Source organism: Halomonas sediminis, assembly GCF_044871105.1.
Classification (GTDB): Bacteria; Pseudomonadota; Gammaproteobacteria; order Pseudomonadales; family Halomonadaceae; genus Vreelandella; species Vreelandella zhuhanensis.
On sequence record NZ_CP085246.1, the window covers coordinates 691,441 to 713,625 of the forward strand.

Here is a 22,185-nt window from a genome sequence, read left to right on the forward strand (position 1 = left end):
AGCCAATTTTTCCACTTTGTAGTAAATTAACAACGTTGACTTCCACCATGGCGACCTTGCAATCTTTTCAGGGTGTGGCAGGTTAATGCATCATTCGTAGTGGGCCAAGTTGCTTTTCTAGGCAGTTATACTGGCAACAAGTGCAAATATTCAGGAGAGAAACCGTATGCAGGATACACAGCTGCTCCGTGAAGGACTGGCCTTGATGGGACTGGGCATGGGGTTTGTTTTTGTTTTTCTTACGGTTTTGGTCATCAGCGTGACGCTGATGTCGGGCGTAATCCGACGTTTTGCTCCCGAGGCTGCGCCGGTCGCGACAGCTAAATCAGCGACACCAGCAACGTCGGGCACCCCCCAGGAAGATGAACTGAAGGTGGTGATCAGCACCGCCATTCACCGTTATCGCAACCGTCATCGGGATTGAACCACACACGACAGGCCGTTTGGGCGCCTGTCGTGTGTCGTTTTCGTGTGTTTATTTCCTATTCATATTTGCGTCTTTTTTCTTCATTTTTCATTAAAACGACACTAGGGCCTACATCATGAACGACACAAAACGTCCTCTAGGCATTACGGATGTTGTGCTGCGCGATGCGCATCAGTCACTGTTTGCCACGCGCATGCGCCTGGATGACATGCTGCCGATCGCCGAAAAACTCGACAAGGTGGGCTTCTGGTCGCTGGAGTCCTGGGGTGGCGCAACCTTCGACGCCTGTATCCGTTACTTGGGCGAAGACCCTTGGGAGCGCATTCGCGCCCTGAAGGAAGCGATGCCCAATACCCCGCAACAGATGTTGCTGCGTGGCCAGAACCTGCTGGGGTACCGCCACTACGCCGACGATGTGGTGGATAAATTCGTCGAGCGGGCCAAGACCAATGGGGTGGATGTCTTCCGGGTGTTCGATGCCATGAATGACCCGCGCAACCTGGAGCGGGCGATTAAGGCCGTGCGCCAGGTGAGCGGCCACGCCCAAGGCACGATCTCCTACACCGTGAGCCCCGTCCACACCCTGGATAGCTGGGTCGAGCTGGCCCGGTCGATCGCCGACATGGGCGCGGATTCGCTGGCGATCAAAGACATGGCCGGGCTGCTGACGCCTTACACGGCGTTTGAATTGGTGTCGCGGCTGAAAAAAGAGCTGTCGATTCCCATTCACATGCAGTGCCACGCCACCACCGGGCTTTCCACCGCGACCATTCTCAAGGCGGTGGAAGCGGGCATCGATAATGTGGATACCGCGATTTCCTCGATGTCGATGACCTATGGCCACAGCCCCACAGAGTCGGTCGTGGCGATGCTCAAGGACACCGACCGGGATACCGGCCTGGACCTGGAATTGCTTGAAGATATTGCCGGTTATTTCCGTGAGGTACGCAAGAAGTACGCCGCCTTTGAAGGCTCGCTCAAGGGCATCGACTCGCGCATCCTGATCGCCCAGGTGCCCGGCGGCATGCTGACCAACATGGAAGGCCAGCTCAAGGAGCAGGGCGCCGGTGACAAGCTCGATGCCGTGCTCGAAGAAATTCCGCGGGTGCGCGAGGATCTGGGCTTCATTCCGTTGGTCACGCCCACCTCGCAGATCGTCGGCACCCAGGCGGTGATGAACGTCATGATGGGCGAGCGCTACAAGTCGATTTCCAAGGAAGTCCAGGCGCTGCTCAAGGGCGAGTACGGTACCGCCCCGGCGCCGTTCAACAAGGAGCTGCAGAACCGCGTGCTCGAGGGCGGTGAGCCGATTACCTGTCGCCCGGCGGACAACCTCAGCCCGGAAATGGATAGGCTCACCACCGAGCTCAGGGAAAAGGCCAAGGCCGAAGGCATCCGTCTGGCCGAGGGCGAGCGCGAGATCGATGATGTGCTCACCTATGCGCTGTTCCCGCAGATCGGTCTGAAGTTCCTCAAAAACCGTGACAATCCGGATGCCTTCGAGCCGGTGCCCCAGGCTCAGCAGGCAACAGCTCAACCGGCCCAAGCGCCGGCCAAGTCCGCTGCCAAAGTGTCGGCCACTGCCGCCGCCCCGGAAACTTACACCATCAAGCTCAATGGCAAGGCCTATGTGGTGGAAGTCGCTGAAGGCGGCGAGGTCGGCGATATTCAGCCGTCGGCTGCAAGTACGCCATCCGTGTCACGCGACGAAGGCTCGGCGCCCTCTTCGGGGGAAATCATCAGTGCACCCTTGGCGGGCAATATCTTCAAGGTCAACGTCAAGCCCGGCGAGAGTGTCGCCGAAGGCGACGTGGTGATCATTCTCGAAGCCATGAAAATGGAAACCGAAGTGCGGGCCGCAAGCGCGGGTACCGTCACGGCTGTCAAGGTCAGCGAAGGCGATAGCGTCGCCGTCGGCGACACCCTGATCGAACTTTAAGGACAGGACATGGATAAATTACACATCCTGTGGGAAGGGTCGGGGCTATATAACCTGGAAGTAGGCCAGGCCGCGATGATTGCGGTGGGCTTATTACTGTTGTATCTGGCCATCTACAAGAAATTCGAACCGCTGCTACTGGTCCCGATCGGTTTCGGCGGCATCCTGGCCAATATTCCCGAAGCGGGGCTGGCGATTTCCGCGCTGGACCAAGCCATCGGGGTGGCGAAGCCGATGGTGCTCAACCAGATCGCCTCGGCTTTTGGGACCACTCTGGACCCTCTGACCAGCGTCGAGACCTGGCGCGAGACGCTCAAGCTGATCGCCAGTGACGGTGCCTCGCCGGATCAGTTGCGCGCCGCGCATGACGTCTCGGTCAATGTTGGCTATGGCGACGGCCTGCTGTATATGTTCTACAGCGTGGCGATTACCTCCGGTATTGCTCCCTTGATTATCTTCATGGGGGTGGGGGCGATGACTGACTTTGGTCCGCTGCTGGCCAACCCGCGGACCTTGTTTCTGGGAGCGGCGGCGCAGTTTGGTATTTTCGCCACGCTGTTTGGCGCCGTGGCGCTGTCGTCGATGGGCGTGATGGATTTCTCGCTCAATCAGGCGGCCGCCATCGGTATCATCGGTGGGGCCGATGGTCCCACCTCGATCTATGTCTCAAGCATTCTGGCGCCGGAACTGCTGGGGGCCATTGCCGTGGCGGCCTACGCCTACATGGCCTTGGTGCCGCTGATTCAGCCGCCGATCATGAAGCTTCTGACCTCGCGTAAAGAACGCGAAATCACCATGACCCAGCTGCGCCCGGTGTCCAAGCTTGAAAAAGTGGTCTTTCCCTTGCTGCTGCTGCTGCTGGTGGCGATGTTTCTGCCCGATGCTGCGCCGCTGCTGGGCATGTTCTGCTTCGGCAACCTGATGCGCGAGTGTGGCGTAGTCGAGCGACTCTCCGATACCGCCCAGAATGCCCTGATCAACATCGTCACCATCGTGCTGGGTCTGGCGGTGGGTTCCAAGCTGATGGCGGAAAGCTTTCTGGCGATCGAGACGCTGGGGATTCTGGGGCTAGGCATTGTGGCCTTCGGTATCGGCACTGCCGCCGGGGTGTTGATGGCCAAGCTGATGAACCTGATGAGCAAGATGCCGATCAATCCGTTAATCGGTGCCGCCGGTGTCTCGGCGGTGCCCATGGCGGCGCGGGTAGCCAACAAGGTGGGGTTGGAGTCCAATCCGCACAATTTCCTGCTGATGCATGCGATGGGCCCCAACGTGGCCGGGGTCATCGGCTCGGCGGTGGCCGCCGGGGTGATGATCAAGTACTTGGGATAAGTACTTGAGAAAGCCACTTGGCTTGAACGTATCACTGGTAAGAATATAAATAACGCGGCATGCCAGGGCATGCCGCGTTATTTTTTGGTGTCGAGATCCTGGTAGCTGAGTGACGATTTCAAGCGATTTTCCAAAGGCGAGAGATCCAGAGGGTGGTCGCTTGGCCAGCCAATGGTCAGATAGGCGCCTTGAGCATCATAAGAAACCTCAGTGATAGGAATGGCCTGCTCAGCTAGCCAGGCTCGCGCCTCGGCTTCGCCGGCAAAGGGCAGTTGCAAGCCATAACGGCGGCGCTCCACCAGTTCCTTAGTGGGCAAGTCGACAAGGGCTGCGCTGACTGCCTGGGCGTAGGCGCGGGCCAGCCCACCGGTTCCCAGCTTGGTGCCGCCGAAGTAGCGAGTCACCACGCAGCCGACTTGTCCCAGGCTACTGCCTTCCAGTACCTGAAACATGGGGCGTCCAGCGGTGCCGCCCGGTTCACCGTCATCGGAAAAGCCGATGTGGTTCTGCTCACCGGGCGGGCCTGCGATAAAGGCGCTGCAATGATGGCTGGCATTGGGGTGAGCAGTGCAGGCCGCCCTGAGCAGTACCTGGGGCTCGGCGGGAGAAGGCGCATGAGTTACCCAGGTAATAAAGCGGCTTTTTTCTACCTCGATATCGGCACTGTGCCATGTCCCAGGAGAAAGATGGGGAACGAGGAAGCGCATCAGTGCGCCGTGACACGGTGATTAATGCCCATGACCAGGCCCAGTACTTGAATATCACGATTATGCAGGAACATGGCGGGCTGCAGGGTGTCGGCGGGGAGCAAATGAACCCCAAGCCGGTTGATCGAGAGCTTTTTCAAGGTGATTTCCTGTTGATTGATCTCTGCGGTAAGCGTTTCTTCATCGGCGTCATTCTGGAAACGCCGGATAATGATGACATCGCCATCGAAAAGGTTGCAATCATGCAGGGCATTACCGCGAATTTTCACGGCATAGGTATTGCGGCGCATGACTCGACCGTGAGTGGGGGGAATCATGCGAGGAGAGGGTGCGGCGGAAGAGGGCAGCATCAGGGAGCTCCTGGCGGTAGCGCAAAGCGATGGGCTGTCATCCATGGTGGGAGTTTCCATACGTAGATTCTCTTGAATATGTCTTTTTATACAGTGATTGCCAGTATAGGCCTGTCTTTAATTACAGTGCCAGCGACGACTATCAACGTTTGGCTTTCCATGCGACCCGGCGCCGCAGGGCTCGACTAGCGACAAACCACCTTTCCGTGTAAAGTCTGGCTCGAATTCAATATGCTGGGAGAGTCCCTTTGAGCCTGCGGCTACACGCCCGAAACCTAGCCTGTGAGCGCGATGATCGCTGGCTTTTCCAAGGTCTCGACCTGGAGGTGCGCGGCGGTGAAATCGTTCGAATCGAGGGGCCTAATGGGAGTGGTAAAACCACGCTGTTGAAAATCCTTTCCGGCCAGCTGGCGGAGTACGAGGGCGAGCTCTTCTGGAACGACACCCCCATGCGCCAGGCGCGCGAGCATTTTCTGGCCAACCTGCTGTATCTGGGGCATGCCCCTGGGGTCAAGGCGGGCCTGACCCCCTTGGAAAACCTGAAGTGGTACCAGGCGTTGAGTGGCGAGACCGGCAATGAAACGGCTCGCTTCGCTGCACTGGAAAGCGTTGGGCTCGCCGGGTTCGAAGACTTGCCGGCAGGCCAGCTTTCCGCCGGCCAGCAACGTCGCGTCGCCTTGGCGCGGCTGGAACTGACCCCGCGTGCCCTTTGGGTGCTGGATGAGCCGTTTACCGCCATTGACCGAGATGGTGTCGCAGCACTCGAAGCGCGGCTTGTGGCTCATGCGCGGGCCGGGGGCAGTGTTGTGGTCACCACCCATCATGAGTTGGCGGCATCCACAGCATTAAGGCGCATTCAGCTGGGCCAAGGAGATAACCTTGCAGGTATCTGATACAGCTCCCGTGGCCTCTGCTGGCGTGGCGCTTGGGGAACCCGGCGGTAATCTCATGGTCGCTATTACAGCGACCCTAAAGCGTGACCTGACGTTGATGTTGCGACGGCGAGGCGAAATGCTCAATCCACTGGTGTTCTTTGCGCTGGTGATCACCTTGTTTCCGATCGGCATTTCTCCCGACCCCGAACTGCTCGCGTTGATCGCGCCGGGGCTTCTATGGGTGGCGGCGCTACTGGCGGCCCTGCTTTCCCTGGATAGTCTGTTTCGCAGTGATTATGACGATGGCAGCTTGGAGCAACTGCTGCTGGCCCCCCAGCCGCTGGCGGCATTGAGCTTGGCCAAAGTAGCGGTACATTGGTTGTTGACCGGCTTGCCCCTCGCCCTGATGGCGCCGGTGCTGGGCATCATGTTGGCGCTGCCGGCGGGCAGTTATTTGATCCTGGCCCTTTCGCTGGCGTTGGGTACCGCCAGTTTGAGTCTTATCGGGGCGATTGGCGCAGCGCTTACCGTGGGGCTGGCGAAAGGCGGTGTCTTGCTTTCGCTGCTGGTGCTGCCACTCTACATTCCGGTATTGATTTTCGGTACCGGTGCCGTCCAGGCGGCCGTTTTCGGTGATGGCGTCACCGCGCACCTGGCTATTCTAGGCGCGCTACTGGCAGGTGCGCTGATCTTCGCCCCTTGGGCAATTGCAGCCTCGCTGCGAATCAGTATCAACGGTTGAGGACGCATACAGAATGTGGGCTTTCATTCATAAACTGGGTTCGCCCAAGTGGTTTTACCGCATCAGCGCCAAGCTGCAACCTTGGTTCTGGGTGGCGGCAGCCGGTCTGATCGTGACCGGCTCGCTCTGGGGGCTGGCTTTCGCTCCGGCGGACTACCAGCAGGGCAACAGCTTTCGTATCCTCTATGTGCACGTCCCCGCAGCATTTCTGGCGCAATCGATCTTCGTGTCGATGGCCATCGCCGGGCTGGTGTACATGGTGTGGAAGATCAAGGTGGCGGACATGGCGGCGGCGGTCATGGCGCCGCTGGGAGCGGCGATGACCTTCATCTCGCTATTTTCCGGCGCGGTCTGGGGCGTGCCCACCTGGGGAACCTGGTGGATGTGGGATGCGCGTCTGACCTCGATGCTGATACTGCTGTTTCTGTATTTGGGTGTGATTGCCTTGCGTGGTGCCTTTACCAGCCGCGACAGTGCCTCACGTGCCGCCTCCGTGCTGGCCATGGTGGGGGTGATCAATATTCCGATCATCAAGTATTCGGTAGACTGGTGGTACACCCTGCACCAACCGGCCACCTTTACCATTACCTCGCGTCCGGCGATGCCCACTGAAATGTGGCTACCGTTGCTGCTCATGGTGTTGGGTTTTTACAGTTTTTTCATTGCACTGACCTTGATGCGCACGCGCAGTGAAATATTGCGGCGTGAATCGAATAAACGCTGGGTGCGTGAGCTGGTAGAGGAAAAACAATGATGGCATTCGATTCGTTTGGAGACTTTCTCGCCATGGGCGGCCATGCGCCTTATGTGTGGTCCTCCTGGGGAATCACCTTCATGTTGCTGATTGGCGCCGTGCTGCATGCACGCCTCGAACGTCGCCAACTGCTCACGACACTCCGGCGGCGCGTTCGCCGCGAACAGGCACGCCATCAGCCGGTGGCATCTCAGGCCCCGTTGAACACAGCTCAAGGTGGAGGCAATCATGACCCCCAAGCGTAAACAGAAACTCTTTATCGTGCTCGGCCTGGTGTCACTGGCGGCAATTGCCATCGGGCTGACCCTGTATGCCCTGCGGGCCAATATCAATCTGTTCTTCAGCCCGGTGCAGATCGCGGCGGGTAGCGCTCCCATGGAACGACAGATTCGCGCCGGCGGCATGGTCAAGGAGGGTTCCGTGTCGCGTAATAAGGAAAGCCTGGAAGTGGAGTTCAAGGTGACCGACTACGTCGATGATCTGGAGGTCTATTACAGCGGCATCCTGCCGGATCTGTTTCGTGAGGGTCAGGGCGTGGTGGTCGTGGGTGAGCTGCAGAGCGACGGGCGTTTTCGTGCCGATCAGGTACTGGCGCGCCATGATGAAAACTATATGCCCCCGGAAGTGGCTCAAGCCTTGGAAGAGGCCGGCTATTCTCCCGCCGACTATCAGGCCAAGGCGGCTGAAGTGGGTAAACGTCTAAAAGCCCAAGGTAATGCCGAAACCAGCCAGTATTGATCCGGAGCCCCCATGTTGATCAAGATGATTCCTGAAATCGGCCATTTTGCGCTGATCATCGCTTTGCTGCTAGCCGCAGTGCAAGCGGTCGTGCCACTGGCCGGTGCCGCTACACGGCGTCCGTTGTGGATGGCCTACGGTCGCCCCATGGCGATGGGGCAATTTCTGTTCGTGTTGATTGCATACGCCTGTTTGACCGCCAGTTACATGCTGGATGATTTCAGCGTGGCCAACGTGGCCAATAATTCCAATTCCTTGTTGCCCTGGTATTACAAGTTCAGCGCGGTATGGGGAAACCATGAAGGGTCTGTCTTGCTGTGGAGCTTGATGCTTGCAGGCTGGGCCTGTGCGGTCGCGGTGTTCTCACGGGACTTGCCCCGGGATATGGTGGCCCGGGTACTCGGAATCCTGGGCATGGTCTGCATGGGGTTCTTGCTGTTCATTCTGGTGACCTCAAATCCGTTTGAACGCCTGTTGCTCAATATTCCCCAGGACGGCGCCGACCTTAACCCCCTACTGCAGGATTTTGGCCTGGTGGTGCATCCGCCCATGCTCTATATGGGTTATGTGGGCTTTTCGGTGGTATTCGCCTTTGCCATTGCGGCATTGCTGGGAGGGCGGCTGGATGCCGCCTGGACACGCTGGGCACGTCCCTGGACCAATCTGGCCTGGGCCTTTCTCACGGTCGGCATCGCGCTGGGTAGTTGGTGGGCTTACTACGAGCTTGGCTGGGGTGGCTGGTGGTTCTGGGATCCGGTGGAAAATGCCTCTCTGCTACCCTGGCTGTCCGGTACCGCCCTGATACACTCGCTTGCGGTGACTGAAAAACGCGGCTCGTTCAAGAGTTGGACCGTACTCCTGGCGATTACCACCTTTTCGCTGTCGTTGATGGGCACTTTCCTGGTGCGCTCCGGGGTTCTCACCTCGGTGCATGCCTTCGCCAACGATCCAGCCCGCGGCTTCTTCATTCTCGTTCTGTTGGCCATCACGGTGGCGCTATCCCTGCTGATATTCGCTCTGCGCGCGCCACGGGTGAGCCAGAACGTGGGCTTCAGCTGGTTGTCGCGGGATGCCTTGTTGCTGATCAACAATATCCTGCTGGTGATCATGACGGTGACGGTGTTGCTGGGAACCATCTACCCCTTGATTCTGGATTCCTTGGGGCTGGGCAAGATCAGCGTGGGTCCGCCTTACTTCAACTCCCTGTTCGTCCCCTTGACCGTGATCATGTGTGTCTTCATGGGGCTTGGGCCGTCTTCACGCTGGAAGCGCATGTCGGCCTCGGCATTGGCTCGCAAGCTATGGATGTCAGGGGTGGCCGCACTGGCCATCGGGATATTGGCGCCATTGGTATATGGCGGCAGCTGGAATCTCTGGGTGTCGCTGGGCATCGTCTCGGCGCTGTGGATCGTGCTGCCCATGCTGCGTGACATGTTCGACAAGACACGTAACGCCAGCTCATTTTTCGGCGGGCTGCGCAAGTTGTCGCTGGCGTACTGGGGCATGGTGTTAGGACATTTGGGTGTCGCGGTTACCATCATTGGGGTCACGGTGGTTTCCAACTACACTATAGAACGCAATGTGCGCATGACCCCCGGGGAAACGGTCGAAGTAGCGGGTTATCAGTTCACCATGACCAAGCTGGGCAGCCGCCGCGGACCCAACTTCCTGGCCGATACCTCAACGCTGCAGGTACAGCGTGGCGAGAATGGACGCAGCTTTACCATGAATCCGGAAAAGCGCCTGTATATCGCCACCGGTATGCCGATGACCCAGGTCGCGCTGCGCCCTGGCTTGTTCCGTGACCTTTATGTCGCCATGGGGGAAGACCTGGGGGATGGCAGCTGGGCCATGCGTGTGCAGTACAAGCCCTTCGTGCGCTGGTTATGGCTGGGGGCTCTGTTGATGGCTTCAGGTGGCATCATGGCGATTGCCGACAAGCGTTATCGGCGCTTGGCGGGCCGACGTGAGACGCAGCCCGGACAGATCCAAACCCCCTCTCGGGAGGCCACCGCATGAAGCGTCGTTTGTTGTTGCTGTTACCGCTGGTAGGTTTCCTGTTGCTGGCGCTTTTCTTCTATCGGGGCTTGGCACTGGATCCTTCGCATCGCGATTCAGCGTTGATGGCACGTGATTTTCCCGCCTTCGATCTGGCAACTCTGGAAGAGCCGGAAAGACGCGTGGATACTTCGCTGCTCGAAGGTGAGGTGACGTTGGTCAATGTATGGGGCGAGTGGTGTCCCGCCTGTAAGCAGGAAATGCCGCAGCTTCTGAGCCTTGCCGAACAAGGCATTCGCATGGTGGGGATCAATTACCGAGATACCCGTGAAAAGGGGCTGCAGTTTCTTGATGAATTCGGCAATCCTTTTGAAGTCAATATCTTCGATCCCGAGGGAGACCTAGGGTTCGAACTGGGAGTCTATGGGGCGCCGGAAACCTTTCTAGTCGATCGTGATGGCGTGATTCGCTACCACCATACCGGCTATATCTCTCCGACGGATGTGCGCGACACGATTTTACCGGAGGTGGAAAAATGGCAATGATCCGCCCGTTCCTGGGATTGGCGACCGCATTGGCAATGGCGCTGATGCTACTGGGAAATAGTAGCGTTGCGATGGCGGCCGGCATCGAAATTCGTGAGTTCGATGATCCGGTGATGGAGCAGCGTTACCGTGACTTGACCGGCTCCATGCGTTGCCCGTTATGCGAAAATCAGGCGATTGATGACTCGGATGCGCCGATTTCCGCCGATATGCGTCAGCGAGTGTATGTATTGCTGCAAGACGGGCGTGCGGACATCGAGATCGTCGATCATATGGTGCAACGTTTCGGCGAATACATCCTTTATAATCCGCGTCTGGAAAATCGTACCTATCTCCTCTGGGGCACCCCTATTGCGCTGACGCTGGCCGGCTTGCTGCTGGTGGTGTTAATGGTGCGTAGCCGACGCAATGCCGCGGCCCGAGCGCTGAGTCCGGAAGAGCGCGCCCGCTTAAATGACCTTATCAACCGTAAGAGGCCTAAATGACGCTGCTCTGGATCGCTTTCGCTATATTGCTGTTGCCGGCCTTGTGGTTGTTGGTCTCGCCGTTGCGCCAAGCCCGCGAGTGGCACGACGCCCAGCAAGATTTTGAAGCCAATGACACTTCTGCGGAACAGAACGTGGCGATTTTCAGACGTCGAGTAGAATCGCTCGAGGCGGCACTGGCGCGGGGTGATATCGACCAGGCACGTTTCGATGAAGATCGTCTGGAACTTGAGCGTAGCCTGCTCGAAGATACTGCCAACGATCAGCGCCGCCCGCTCAAATCGCCTTCTTCCGGGCGCTTGTTGGTGCCTCTCGCCATGCTGGTGGTAGTGATCGCCGCGGTGATCGGCTATCAGCAGGAAGGCGCAGAAGGTGACCTGGCCCTCTATGCCGTGCAGCAGGAAGTGCAGAGCCATCCCGAGGGGTCGCTGAGCATGTATATCGAGCGTCTGGAAGAACAGGCCGAGCGGCAACCCGACAACCCTAATGTCTGGTCGAGCTTGTTTCCGTTGTACCGCGATTCCGGCAAGGTGCCCGAGGCAGTGGATGCGCTGGAGCGCTTGATCGAACTCGAAGGGCGTATCCCTCCTTTGCTGGCGCAATTGGCCCAGATTCGTTTTTTCATGGCCGGACGTGAATTGACCGCCGAGGTGCAGGCATTGGTCGATGAAACGCTGGAGCAGGATCCGCGCCAGCCCACCGTGCTGGGCATGTTGGGTATCGAAGCTTTTGAGCGTGGTGCTTATGAACAGGCCATTGGTCACTGGCGTCGTGCGGTGGCCAACGTTCAGGATGCTGAAACCGCCGAGTCGCTGCGCGAGGGAATTCGGGTGGCTCAGCAACGCTTGGGTGTCGAACCGGAAACAGTGGCAACCTCTGCAGCCGACGGACCGGGAATTCAGGTGCGTGTCACGCTGGATGAGACCTTGGTTGGCCAGGTTGAAGACGATGCCACCGTGTTCGTGACGGCGCGGGACCTGGAAGGGGAGCTGCCGCCACTGGCCGTGGTACGCGCGGTGGTGGGTGAGCTTCCCATGACCGTGGTGCTCAATGACAACGTCGCGATGTCGCCGCAGGCAACGCTTTCCATGGTCGATCAGGCACGCCTGATGGTGCGCGTATCACCTTCAGGCCAGGCCATGCCACAACCGGGAGACCTGTTCGGCCAATTGGATAACGTCCACGTGGGTGAGAGCGATGCTGAACCGGTAGAGGTCGTTATCGACCGTGTCTTTGAATAAAGCATTGACCGATGCACCGGCCGGGTTTAATCGATGCGTTTGATCTCGATTCGGTTGGCTGGCTTCAAATCGTTCGTTGACCCGGTGACGGTACCCTTCGATGGCAATATGACCGCCATCGTCGGACCCAATGGCTGCGGCAAGTCCAATATCATCGATGCGGTGCGCTGGGTCATGGGTGAGTCTTCCGCCAAGACCTTGCGCGGCGAATCCATGGCCGATGTCATTTTTAATGGCGCCTCCGGACGCAAGCCGGTGGGCCAGGCCGCCATCGAACTGCGCTTTGACAACCGCGACGGAAGCATGGGCGGGCTCTACGCCCAATATGCCGAAATTGCGGTCAAGCGACTGGTAACCCGAGACGGCCAGTCGAGCTATTTCTTCAACGGTCAGAAATGTCGACGGCGCGATATCGCCGACCTATTCATGGGCACCGGTCTTGGCCCGCGCTCCTACGCGATTATTGGTCAAGGCATGATTTCACGCCTGATCGAGGCTCGCCCGGATGACTTGCGTGCTACCCTCGAAGAAGCCGCGGGAATATCCAAGTACAAGGAGCGTCGGCGAGAAACCGAAAACCGCATGCGCCGCACCCAGGAAAACCTGGAACGCTTGGATGACATTCGCGAAGAGCTCGACAAGCAGCTCGATCGCTTGAAGCGTCAGGCGGAGGCCGCTCAACGTTACCGAGATCTGAAACAGCAGGAATACCGGCTCAAGGGAGAGCTGGCGCTTTTGCGTGGACGTACGTTGCGTGCCGAGCAAACTGCCCAGGAAAATCGCGTCAACGAGCTCGAAACCGCCGTCGAGCGTGATGTGCTGGGGGTCAGGCAATGTGAAAGTCGCCTTGAGCAAGCCCGTCTGGCGCATGACCGTCTGGCCGAAGACCTGGATCGTCATCAACAGCGCTTTTTCGAAACCACCACCGCCATTGCCCGCCTGGAACAGGATAGTGCCCACCGACGCAGCCGGGATGCCCAGTTGGCCAGTGATATAGCCGCTGCGGTCAAGGAACAGGTAGAGCAGCGCCAGATTCATGCCGGCGATGCTGAGCGTCTGGAGACGATTACCCAACGCCTGGCTGAGCTTGCGCCGGAACAGGCGGCGCTGGAAGAGCAGCTCGGCGATATAGAGGAAACCCAGCAACAGTGTGAGCCCGCGGCCAGGGCCGCTGAGCAGGCCTGGGAGGAAGCCAACGCCGGCTGGCAACAGGCTAGCCGTGATGCCGAGCGGCGCCAGGACCAGCTACGTGACCTGGAAAGCCGTATCACACGCCATCAAGCGGATATTCAGCGTCGCCATCAACAGCGCAGCGAACTGGAAAGCTTCGAGGAGCTTGAGATAGCCCACCAGCAAGCGCTGGAACGCCTGGCGATCGCCGAAGACCAGACCCGGGCGTTTGCCGCGCGTCGTGAAACATTGCAGCAGGCGCGTACCGAACGTCGCGACGCCCAGCAGCGCCTCGAGCAAGAGCGTGACCTCTGTCGCGACAAGGTCAGTCAATGCCAGGGAGAACTGGCATCACTTCAGGCATTGCTTGATGTCGCCCTGGCCGATCACGACCCTCAACTGAGCGAGGCACTCAAGCAGCGGGGGCTGGAAAATGCGCCTCGCCTGGGCGAAACCCTGGACGTGGCAGACGGCTGGGAGCGGGTCGTTTCCTGGGTGCTGGCGCCTTGGTTGAACGCCCGGCTGGTCGGTACGCAACAACTGAGTTTATTGGATAGCCAGGTAGCGGCGGACTGGCAGTTGGTCGATGTGGCGCAAAGCGGTGAGGCTTCTGCGGCGTCCTTGGCCGCACTCGTTTCAGGAGCGGGGGCCCTGAGCGACTGGCTGAGCCGGATTCACTGTGTCGACAGCGCCGCAGAGGCATTGGCCATGGCCGCTCGATTGCCCGACCACTCATCTGAACGGCATAGCGTGCTTAGCCGGGATGGTGTGTGGTGTGGCAACGGCTGGCTATGCCGCCAGGGTGAAGGCGAGGGGGTGGATGCCCTGCTGGTCACCCGTCGCCGCTACGCGGACACGCAACAGCAGTTAGAACATAGCCTGACACAACTGGAAGCCTGTGAAAGCAAGCGACTGGAAGAAAGTGAACGCTTGCATGAGGTGGAGCAATCCCTCGATACCCTGGCTCAGGAAGAGCGCGACCATGCCACCGACCATCAACGCCTGGCGCTCCAGGAACGCGAACTTTCCAATCGGCTGATGCATCTGAAAAGCCGTGGCAGGGAGCTGGACGAGGAGCTTACCCAGTTGCAAGCGGATGCCGCCGAACTCGAACTGACCCTGGACGAACAGCGCGAGCAATGGGACCAGGCCATGATCCGCCTGGAAGAGGCTGCTTTGGCTCGTGAACAAGCTGAGCAGGCCAGGCAGGCGGCGCGTGAGCGACTCGGTCTTTTGCGCGAGCGTCATGCCCCTCTGAAAGACCAGCAGCAAGCCCTTGCATTGGAAACTCAGCGTTTGATGACCGAGCGTGACGGCCTGCTGGCTCAGCAATCCCGCAGCGATGACACCCAGGAGCGTCTGGCGTTACGCATAGCCGAACTTGAGGAAATGCGCGAAGCCCTGATCGAGCCGGATGAACTGGGGCGTGAAGAACTCGATGAGCTTTTGGAGCGCCGCGCCCGGGAAGAGCAGGGCCTCAATCAAGTGCGTCAGCAGTCCCAGGCGTTGGCCGAACAGTTGCGTGCGGATGAGCAGGCCCGCCAACAACATGAGCGAAGCCTGGAGCAAAGTCGCGAACACCTTCAGCAGCGACGCATGGATGTTCAGGCACTTTCTCTCAAGGCCGCCGCCCAGGAAGAGCAGCTGGCCGAGCTGGGCCACGATGCCCAGGTACTGAGCGAGGGCCTGGCGGTTGATGCCACTGAAACGGCTTGGCAACAGCAGCTAGAAACGACTACTGAAAAAATCCGCCGATTGGGAGCGATCAACCTGGCGGCGATCGAGGAGTACGAACAACAAGCCGAGCGGCGCAATTACCTGGAGGCCCAGCATCAGGAACTTAGCGAAGCGCTGGAGACGCTGGAGCGTGCCATCCGGCGTATCGATCAGGAAACACGGCTACGCTTCCGAGCCACCTTCGATCAAGTCAATGAAGGGCTGCAAGTCCTGTTTCCGCGTGTTTTCGGGGGTGGCGCCGCCTGGTTGACCTTGACCGGCGATGACCTTCTGGAAACCGGGGTGGCGATCATGGCACGACCTCCGGGCAAGAAAAACAGCACGATCCATCTGCTTTCAGGGGGAGAAAAAGCGTTGACGGCGCTTTCCCTGGTGTTTGCTATCTTTCAATTGAATCCGGCACCGTTCTGTATGCTGGACGAAGTGGATGCGCCCCTCGATGATGCAAACGTCGGTCGTTATGCCAAACTCGTCAAGGAAATGTCGGAAAGCGTCCAATTCATCTATATCACTCACAACAAGATTGCCATGGAAGCCGCCGAACGTTTAATGGGGGTAACAATGCAGGAACCTGGCGTGTCTAGACTTGTCTCTGTTGGAGTGGAAGAAGCAGCTGCCTTGGCTGACGCTAGCATCTAGCAAGTAGCTAACGGCATGTTAATAGGAAGAAGTTCAATTTTTTGCATGACGCCGCGCTATTTTTGGCTAAACTCTAAAGTGTTAGTTGACAGTCAAAAGTATCAATTAAGCAGTGATAGAATAAGAAAACTGGTGAAAATTGGCTCTTTTTGTAGCAATCGCGCTATGCTTGCGGGCAGTATTTATTCAGGCACGGTGACTTAGCAACAGGCAAGACGACCCATGGAATTTTCAACATGGAATTAAGAGAGTGGCTTATCATTCTGGGGCTGGCATTAGTAACGCTGATCGTCATAGACGGCGTACGGCGTTTACAGCGGCAGCGTCGTGTCCCTCGCCTGGACCAGGCGGAAGACAACCCTACGAATTCTACGAGTTCGGCGGCATCAGATGCCGATCCGGAAGAGGCGGCCCGCGAGGCGGAAATTAATTGGGAGCTGCCCAACGGTGGCGCGCGCGTGATTCGCTCGGCGGATTACGGTGTCGGGGAAGAAAAGCCCAAGCTCAAACGTCAAGATCATCCTGGACCTTCAAAAGTACTCTCGGAATTCCGTCGCTCCTTCAGCGCGAAGAAGGCAGAGAGTGAGAAGAAGGCAGAGAGTACTGACAAGACAAGTGCTAGCCAGGCAGACAGAAGTCATAAAGTACATAGAGGAAATAGCCCCTTTGATGCGCCGTCTAGCGAACCGCGCCGCGAACCGCATATTTCAGCATTGGGGCGGGAAGAGCAGCCTACGCCCAATGTTAACCCGACGGCACAAGATATATGGAAAGCCGAGCCTGAAGTCGATCAGGCCGATTTGGGAAAAAATCCATCAACCGAGCAGCAAAGCGAACCGCTAGCGTCATCGCCCTCATCCAGTCGTCGCCAGCTGCGTGGCAACACTGCCGGTAATGACAGGGGAACTTCCCCGATGCAGGCAGAACTGGAAGAAGACCAGGAGTACGAAGAGGAAGATCGTTACCGTCTGGTCGATTTCGAAGGCCTGGGCCGCTCGTTCAAGGAGCGCTTGGCCCAACGGCGTGAAGCCAAGCAAGAGCGCAAGGCAGAAAAGGCACGTCGCGCTGCTGCGTTGGCCGAGCGTAAGGCGCTTGAAGCTGAGCAACACCGCGAAGCAGAGGCCGCTGCCCAGGCCCAACGGCTGCGTATTGAGCAGGAAAAGGCCCAGGAAGCTCAAGAACGAGCTCAAGAACAGGCCTTCCAAGAAGAACGTGAGCAAAATATTTACGAAGACGATTATTCAACCGATAATCACGAATACGTTCATCCTGCGATGGAAAAGGCCCTGCGCAACGACGTCGGTGGTGCTCACGCTAAGGAAACGTTGACCAATGCCGAGGAAGTCGTGGTCATCAGCATCATTTCACGGGACGAAGAAGGTTTCTCCGGCGGCAGGTTGCTTGACCTCATGCTGGCATGCGGTCTGCGCTACAGCAGTGAAATGGGTATTTTCCATCGTTTCGAAACCGAAAGTCCCGACAGCGAATTGCAGTTTTCCATGGTGAACATGGTCAAACCGGGCACTTTCCCGATTGAAGCCATGAGCGACTTTACGACGCCAGGTATTACGCTGTTGATGCCTTTGCCGGGTGCCGATAATAGTTCCGCTGCCTTCGAAGCCATGGTGGAAACCGCGATGGTCGTGGTGCGTCATATGGGTGGGGAGTTGAAGGATGAAAATCACAGCGTCATGACCGCGCAAACCATCGAGTTTGCCCGGCAACGTGTGCATGAATTCGAGCGCCGCCATCGCCTGAATCGTCAACTCCAGGCTCATTGATCTTTACTTCGCCAACAGCCGTCATCTTGAATAGATGACGGCTGTTGGCGTTGCCGTTATAACCGCCAGATTTGGATTGCCCGATGAGCCAGCCTGACTCCAAGACGCTTGATGAAGTGGCGCAGCTGCGTGCCGAACTCGATGAAGCCAATTACCGTTATTACGTACTGGATGACCCCACGCTCAGCGACGCCGACTACGATCGCATGATGCAGCGTCTGAAAAAAATGGAAGCAACCTACCCTGAGCTGATTACTCCCGATTCCCCCACGCAGCGTGTCGGCGCTGCTCCCGCAGCAGGTTTCCCGCAAGTCGAACATGCCATCCCCATGCTGTCGTTGGATAACGTCTTCAGTGAGAAGGATATCCAAGCCTTTGCCCAGCGCGTCGCCGAGCGTTTGGAAATACGTGCCGAGTCACTCAGCTTTAGTTGTGAACCCAAACTCGATGGAGTAGCGGTATCGCTGGTGTATGAAAAGGGTGTGCTTATCAGTGGGGCTACCCGTGGTGATGGTCGTACCGGTGAAGGGATTACTTCCAACTTGCGCACCTTGCAGACGGTTCCGCTCAAGTTAAGAAATCAGAGTACCCCTGAACTTCTCGAAGTGCGCGGGGAAGTGATCATGCGCCATGCCGGCTTCGAAGCGCTGAACGAACGCGCCCGTGAGAGAGACAGCAAGATATTTGCCAACCCACGTAATGCTGCCGCCGGTAGCCTGCGTCAGCTCGACCCTGAGGTTACCGCCACTCGCCCGTTGGAGTTTCATCCTTATCAACTGGCGCGGCTTGAACCGGACATGGGCGACGAACGCCATAGCCAACTGATGCAACGTCTGGGCAAGCTGGGGTTTCGCTCGAGTGTCGAACTTGAAGTGATTAATGGCGCTGAGGCAGTGATCGATTACTGTCATCGGCTGGAGGCCAAGCGTGACCGCCTTGGCTATGATATCGATGGGGTGGTGATCAAGATCGATGACTTGCGTTTGCAGCGCGAGTTAGGTTTTGTCGCTCGCGCCCCACGCTGGGCGGTGGCGTACAAGTTTCCGGCCCAGGAAGAAACCACGGTGGTCAATGATGTAGAGTTCCAGGTGGGACGTACCGGGGCAATTACCCCGGTGGCTCGCTTGGAGCCGGTATTGGTCGCCGGTGTGACCGTCTCCAATGCCACGCTGCATAATGCCGATGAAATTGAGCGGCTGGGGGTGATGATCGGCGATACGGTGGCCATTCGGCGAGCGGGGGATGTGATTCCCCAAGTGATCCGGGTGGATAAGGATAAGCGCCCTGACGATGCGCGCCCGATTGAATTTCCCACGCATTGCCCGGTATGCGGAGCCGACGTCGAACGCCTGGAAGGCGAAGCCGTAGCAAGGTGCTCCGGAGGGCTTTACTGCGCGGCCCAGCGCAAGGAGGCGCTCAAGCACTTCGCCAGCCGCCGGGCACTCGACATCGATGGGTTGGGAGATAAGCTGATCGAGCAGTTGGTCGAGCGGGATTGGGTGAAGACGCCGGCGGATCTATTTCATCTGACGGCAGAGCAACTGGCAACGCTGCCCCGGATGGGTGAAAAATCTTCCAGCAAATTGATCAGGGCGTTGGACAATGCTCGCCGAACCACACTTTCGCGTTTTATCTATGCCTTGGGTATCCGGGAAGTAGGCGAGGCGACCGCGGCTAACCTAGCTCGCCATTTCGGCACGCTTGAAGGGGTGATGCAAGCCGAAAAACCCGCCTTGGAAGCGGTGGACGATGTTGGTCCGGTGGTCGCCGCGCATGTGCATACGTTCTTTCGGCAGCCGTATAATCGCGAGACCATTGACGCCTTGTTGCAAGCAGGGGTCACCTGGGAAGAAGCCCAAGTGACGCATGGCCCTCAACCACTGGAAGGCCAGACCTGGGTGTTGACCGGTACCTTGGAAAGCATGACGCGCGACGAAGGCAAGGCCCGGCTGCAAGCCTTGGGCGCCAAGGTGTCCGGCAGTGTCTCGAAAAAGACCGCCTGCGTGGTGGCGGGGGAAGACGCCGGCAGCAAACTGAGCAAGGCAGAGCAGATGGGCGTTGAGGTGATCGACGAACCCACCTTTCTTGCGCGTCTGGGAAAGTGGGAAAACAGCGTGACGCAAGGAGAGGAATCATGAGTCGCTTTATCGAAGTCCCGGCGCGCATGTTGCCGCCGGAGACATTGAATGCCCTGCTTGAAACCTTTGTCACCCGCCAAGGCTATGACACCACTGATACCGGCGAAGGCATGGCCGGCTGGGTGGTGGAGCTCAAGCGACAGCTGGAGCGCAACGAGCTGATCATCGCCCACGACCTGGAGCTGGAAATGACGGAAGTGATGACGCTGGCGCAGTGGCGTGCCTTCGGTCGCGACCTGGCCGACGACGAAGAGGAAGGCGAGCACTATTGATATAGATCAATAGTGCGGTGATTGCCTTGCTCATTTTTGGCTGCTTAGGCGATATTCGTTATGGCTTTCTGGTCATTCTGGCGTCCTCATTAGCATGCCTTTAACTCCATGTTTCGGGTCATGCGCCAAGAATGGATCCGCGATGATCTTGAAAACTTCATCGAAGCCACCAAGGTGGCTCATGCAGACTCGCCTTTCAAAATTGAAATCTATTGCGGTTCCAGAAACTCAAGTAGGCCTTCGGGGATATAAATATGGTTCGGGGCTCAGCGACTCAAGGACGCGGCCGTCGAATTAGCGCGCTGATCAGGCGGCGGCCGGGGTGCAAGTGGTCGACCAGCGGGGCTTCAAGCGGCAGAGGCTCGTCACACATGCGTGAGGCAATCACCTCGGCACACAGCGCAGCGCTGGCCAACCCCCGCGAACCATGCGCGGCACTGATCCATAAGCCGGCATGGTGTCGCCCGGGTGTCCGGCCTACCCGGCCGGCATCCTTGCTGAGTAGGGCGTAGTCCGTCTGCCAGGCCTCGGCATTCGGCACCGGCCCGGCGTAGGGGGTTTTATCGGGGCTCGCGGCGCGTATCGCCGCCCGGCCGGTCAGCTGGGCTGGGTCGAGCGTTGCCCCCGCCTTTTCCAGTGCCTCCACCAACGAGGGCAGAGTACGCTTGAGTTCCTCAAGGTTGCTTTGATGTTCTGCCTCGCGCAGCTCGTTTTGGGTGTCGCCGGGAATGAAACTGGCACCAAAGGTCAGCACTCCCTCCCAGGCCGGGGATACATACCCACCCGCGCAGACCACACGTTTCAGATTGGCAACGCCTGAAGGCAAGGCAAGCTGCGTTACCTGTCCGCGTACCGCTTGTAGCGGCAATTGACGCGTCTGGTGGAAGCTGTCGGCCAGGCTAGCGGTGGCAATCACTACCTGGTCCGCCTGCAGAGTTTCGCCGTTTTCCAGCGTCAGCAACCAGCCCTCATCCTGTGCTTTCAGACTGGCCACCTCGGCCTTTCGAAAGTGAATGCCAGGGCGTTGAGCCAGGTGGTCGCACAGCGCTTGGGGACGGACCCAGCCTGCCTGTGGATAATCCAGCGCGCCTGTGGCCTCCACCTGCATGCCGATGCGCTCTCCCGCCTGAACAGGGCTCAACTCTTCGATTAGCGTGTCTGGAAATTCATGGTCGCGAGCAAAACGTGCCTGGCGTTGCGCTTCCTTTGCGGTCAACGCGAGTTGCGTCACCCCGCAATCTCGCCACAACTGCTGTTCGGGGTCGAGGCGCGCCAGCCATCGGCGGCTATGCATCAGGCCTGCCAGATAAAAGCGGCTCTGAAGATTGGTCTGTGCCGCCAGCTTGACGTAAAGCGCCCCCTGGCGATTGCCCGAGCCACCCGCGCCGGGAGCGTCGCGGTCCAGCAAGGTGATGTGGACGCCCCGCCGAGCCAGGGCCTCGGCGACACTGGTGCCAGCGATACCCGCACCGATCACCGCGACATGCGACGTGGCCTGAAGCGCTGGGGGAGTGAACCAGGGGGTAGCCTTGCGCCGCTGGTCGGCAGGCGGAACTGTGATTTCACCGGCAAGCATTTCTCGCTTGCGCCCGAACCCCGGCTCTTTTCGCCAGGCAAAGCCTGCCGCTTTCAGGCCACGCTTGACGATGCCCGCACAGGTGAACGTTGCAAAAGTAGCCCCGGGTCGTGAACGTGCCGCCATGGCATCGAATAGCTCGGGTTGCCACATCTGGGGATTCTTGGAAGGGGCAAAACCGTCCAGAAACCAGGCATCCACAAGGCCGTCGAGCAACTGCAGGCGCTCGGTGGTATCGCCAAAGTGCAAATCCAGGGTGACTGCATCGCTTAACCACAGCCGATGAACGCCGCTGATGCAAGGCGGCCATTGTTCGAGTAACACCCGAGCATGGTCGGCAAGCGTGGGCCAGGCGGAAAGTGCCTGTGCAAGGTCTTCGCGTCTCATGGGGTATTTTTCAGTGGAAATCAGATGCAGCCGCGCGCCGGGCGGGGCATGCACCTCAAAGCAGGCCCAGGCACACAGCATGTTGAGACCGCTACCAAACCCGGTTTCACCGATCACGAAAGGGCGGGGAGCCGCCCACTGGGCGAAGCGTTCGGGCAGTCGGTTGGCATGCAGAAACACATGCTCGGTTTCGGCACGTCCATCCTGGCGCGAAAAATACACATCGTCGAAAGCGCGGGAGTGGGGCGCACCGTCTTGCCAGTCCAGAGGGGGTGGCGTCAGATGGGTCAGTGGCGGTAGAGCGGGAAAGCGATGAGACACGCACGACACCCTTTTTAATTAGAAAAATACA

General features: G+C 58.6%; 19 protein-coding genes. 16 read left to right on the forward strand and 3 right to left on the reverse strand.

Features of this window, described 5'->3' with window-relative positions:
- The first annotated feature begins 166 nt into the window (after positions 1–166).
- From LG290_RS03350 to LG290_RS03360, 3 genes are all read left to right on the forward strand, one after another.
- Positions 167–424, forward strand: a complete 258-nt coding sequence (locus LG290_RS03350; protein ID WP_160417398.1) for an OadG family protein — start codon at positions 167–169, stop codon at positions 422–424.
- Between the two features lie 118 nt (positions 425–542).
- Entirely contained in the window at positions 543–2,366 is a 1,824-nt protein-coding gene (oadA, locus tag LG290_RS03355) for a sodium-extruding oxaloacetate decarboxylase subunit alpha (RefSeq protein WP_499836242.1), read from the forward strand.
- A 9-nt stretch (positions 2,367–2,375) separates the two neighbouring features.
- Positions 2,376–3,698 (forward strand): sodium ion-translocating decarboxylase subunit beta, encoded by a 1,323-nt coding sequence (locus tag LG290_RS03360; RefSeq protein WP_499836244.1) that lies wholly within the window; start codon positions 2,376–2,378, stop codon positions 3,696–3,698.
- Between the two features lie 77 nt (positions 3,699–3,775).
- On the opposite strand, the gene LG290_RS03365 is transcribed toward LG290_RS03360, so the two are convergent.
- Both LG290_RS03365 and LG290_RS03370 read right to left on the reverse strand, forming a co-directional pair.
- Positions 3,776–4,405 carry an IMPACT family protein gene (locus tag LG290_RS03365; protein ID WP_499836246.1) on the reverse strand — a complete coding sequence of 210 codons (630 nt, stop codon included), beginning with the start codon at positions 4,403–4,405 and terminating at the stop codon, positions 3,776–3,778.
- Positions 4,405–4,755, reverse strand: a complete 351-nt coding sequence (locus LG290_RS03370) for a LexA family protein (RefSeq protein WP_499836247.1) — start codon at positions 4,753–4,755, stop codon at positions 4,405–4,407. Before LG290_RS03370 ends, LG290_RS03365 begins: the two co-directional genes overlap by 1 nt.
- A 248-nt stretch (positions 4,756–5,003) precedes the next feature.
- On the opposite strand from LG290_RS03370, the gene ccmA reads away from it, so the two are divergent.
- The 13 genes from ccmA (at position 5,004) to LG290_RS03435 (ending at position 19,870) form a co-directional block, all read left to right on the forward strand.
- Complete coding sequence (ccmA, locus tag LG290_RS03375) at positions 5,004–5,648, forward strand: cytochrome c biogenesis heme-transporting ATPase CcmA (RefSeq protein WP_499836248.1); 645 nt, start codon at positions 5,004–5,006, stop codon at positions 5,646–5,648.
- Positions 5,649–5,703: 55 nt separating this feature from the next.
- Positions 5,704–6,372, forward strand: a complete 669-nt coding sequence (ccmB, locus tag LG290_RS03380; RefSeq protein WP_160417639.1) for a heme exporter protein CcmB — start codon at positions 5,704–5,706, stop codon at positions 6,370–6,372.
- A 13-nt stretch (positions 6,373–6,385) separates the two neighbouring features.
- Positions 6,386–7,126: a heme ABC transporter permease gene (locus LG290_RS03385; protein WP_160417393.1), complete on the forward strand. Its 741-nt coding sequence runs from the start codon at positions 6,386–6,388 to the stop codon at positions 7,124–7,126.
- Positions 7,123–7,371, forward strand: coding sequence for a heme exporter protein CcmD (gene ccmD / locus LG290_RS03390; RefSeq protein ID WP_319928085.1), 249 nt, complete (start codon positions 7,123–7,125; stop codon positions 7,369–7,371). Before LG290_RS03385 ends, ccmD begins: the two co-directional genes overlap by 4 nt.
- On the forward strand, positions 7,355–7,864 hold the full coding sequence (gene ccmE / locus LG290_RS03395) for a cytochrome c maturation protein CcmE (RefSeq protein ID WP_499836249.1): 510 nt from the start codon (positions 7,355–7,357) through the stop codon (positions 7,862–7,864). Before ccmD ends, ccmE begins: the two co-directional genes overlap by 17 nt.
- Positions 7,865–7,876: 12 nt before the next feature.
- A complete protein-coding gene (locus LG290_RS03400) occupies positions 7,877–9,883 on the forward strand; it encodes a heme lyase CcmF/NrfE family subunit (protein ID WP_160417391.1) in 2,007 nt (668 codons plus the stop codon).
- Positions 9,880–10,407 (forward strand): DsbE family thiol:disulfide interchange protein, encoded by a 528-nt coding sequence (locus LG290_RS03405; protein ID WP_160417390.1) that lies wholly within the window; start codon positions 9,880–9,882, stop codon positions 10,405–10,407. Before LG290_RS03400 ends, LG290_RS03405 begins: the two co-directional genes overlap by 4 nt.
- Positions 10,398–10,892, forward strand: a complete 495-nt coding sequence (locus LG290_RS03410) for a cytochrome c-type biogenesis protein (RefSeq protein WP_371829346.1) — start codon at positions 10,398–10,400, stop codon at positions 10,890–10,892. The genes LG290_RS03405 and LG290_RS03410 overlap by 10 nt, the downstream gene beginning before the upstream one ends.
- Positions 10,889–12,133, forward strand: coding sequence for a c-type cytochrome biogenesis protein CcmI (gene ccmI, locus LG290_RS03415; RefSeq protein ID WP_499836250.1), 1,245 nt, complete (start codon positions 10,889–10,891; stop codon positions 12,131–12,133). Before LG290_RS03410 ends, ccmI begins: the two co-directional genes overlap by 4 nt.
- A gap of 33 nt (positions 12,134–12,166) precedes the next feature.
- A complete protein-coding gene (gene smc / locus LG290_RS03420; RefSeq protein WP_499836251.1) occupies positions 12,167–15,679 on the forward strand; it encodes a chromosome segregation protein SMC in 3,513 nt (1,170 codons plus the stop codon).
- A gap of 236 nt (positions 15,680–15,915) precedes the next feature.
- Positions 15,916–17,460 (forward strand): cell division protein ZipA, encoded by a 1,545-nt coding sequence (zipA, locus tag LG290_RS03425; RefSeq protein ID WP_499836252.1) that lies wholly within the window; start codon positions 15,916–15,918, stop codon positions 17,458–17,460.
- An 83-nt stretch (positions 17,461–17,543) separates the two neighbouring features.
- Positions 17,544–19,598, forward strand: a complete 2,055-nt coding sequence (gene ligA / locus LG290_RS03430) for an NAD-dependent DNA ligase LigA (RefSeq protein ID WP_499836253.1) — start codon at positions 17,544–17,546, stop codon at positions 19,596–19,598.
- A complete protein-coding gene (locus LG290_RS03435; protein WP_160417385.1) occupies positions 19,595–19,870 on the forward strand; it encodes a YheU family protein in 276 nt (91 codons plus the stop codon). The genes ligA and LG290_RS03435 overlap by 4 nt, the downstream gene beginning before the upstream one ends.
- 274 nt (positions 19,871–20,144) lie before the next feature.
- Here the strand turns inward: LG290_RS03435 and mnmC are convergent, their stop codons facing one another.
- Positions 20,145–22,154, reverse strand: a complete 2,010-nt coding sequence (mnmC, locus tag LG290_RS03440) for a bifunctional tRNA (5-methylaminomethyl-2-thiouridine)(34)-methyltransferase MnmC2/FAD-dependent 5-carboxymethylaminomethyl-2-thiouridine(34) oxidoreductase MnmC1 (RefSeq protein WP_499836254.1) — start codon at positions 22,152–22,154, stop codon at positions 20,145–20,147.
- Between the last annotated feature and the right edge of the window lie 31 nt (positions 22,155–22,185).

Excerpts from the sequence above, each read along its gene's own strand:
- LG290_RS03435 (WP_160417385.1), top strand. The coding sequence starts at position 19,595 with ATGAGTCGCTTTATCGAAGTCCCGGCGCGCATGTTGCCGCCGGAGACA.
- LG290_RS03370 (WP_499836247.1), bottom strand. The coding sequence starts at position 4,755 with ATGCTGCCCTCTTCCGCCGCACCCTCTCCTCGCATGATTCCCCCCACT.
- oadA (WP_499836242.1), top strand. The coding sequence starts at position 543 with ATGAACGACACAAAACGTCCTCTAGGCATTACGGATGTTGTGCTGCGC.
- LG290_RS03350 (WP_160417398.1), top strand. The coding sequence starts at position 167 with ATGCAGGATACACAGCTGCTCCGTGAAGGACTGGCCTTGATGGGACTG.
- LG290_RS03365 (WP_499836246.1), bottom strand. The coding sequence starts at position 4,405 with ATGCGCTTCCTCGTTCCCCATCTTTCTCCTGGGACATGGCACAGTGCC.
- ccmI (WP_499836250.1), top strand. The coding sequence starts at position 10,889 with ATGACGCTGCTCTGGATCGCTTTCGCTATATTGCTGTTGCCGGCCTTG.
- smc (WP_499836251.1), top strand. The coding sequence starts at position 12,167 with ATGCGTTTGATCTCGATTCGGTTGGCTGGCTTCAAATCGTTCGTTGAC.
- ccmB (WP_160417639.1), top strand. The coding sequence starts at position 5,704 with ATGGTCGCTATTACAGCGACCCTAAAGCGTGACCTGACGTTGATGTTG.
- LG290_RS03360 (WP_499836244.1), top strand. The coding sequence starts at position 2,376 with ATGGATAAATTACACATCCTGTGGGAAGGGTCGGGGCTATATAACCTG.
- LG290_RS03405 (WP_160417390.1), top strand. The coding sequence starts at position 9,880 with ATGAAGCGTCGTTTGTTGTTGCTGTTACCGCTGGTAGGTTTCCTGTTG.
- LG290_RS03385 (WP_160417393.1), top strand. The coding sequence starts at position 6,386 with ATGTGGGCTTTCATTCATAAACTGGGTTCGCCCAAGTGGTTTTACCGC.
- ccmD (WP_319928085.1), top strand. The coding sequence starts at position 7,123 with ATGATGGCATTCGATTCGTTTGGAGACTTTCTCGCCATGGGCGGCCAT.
- LG290_RS03400 (WP_160417391.1), top strand. The coding sequence starts at position 7,877 with ATGTTGATCAAGATGATTCCTGAAATCGGCCATTTTGCGCTGATCATC.
- ccmE (WP_499836249.1), top strand. The coding sequence starts at position 7,355 with ATGACCCCCAAGCGTAAACAGAAACTCTTTATCGTGCTCGGCCTGGTG.
- ligA (WP_499836253.1), top strand. The coding sequence starts at position 17,544 with ATGAGCCAGCCTGACTCCAAGACGCTTGATGAAGTGGCGCAGCTGCGT.
- zipA (WP_499836252.1), top strand. The coding sequence starts at position 15,916 with ATGGAATTAAGAGAGTGGCTTATCATTCTGGGGCTGGCATTAGTAACG.
- LG290_RS03410 (WP_371829346.1), top strand. The coding sequence starts at position 10,398 with ATGGCAATGATCCGCCCGTTCCTGGGATTGGCGACCGCATTGGCAATG.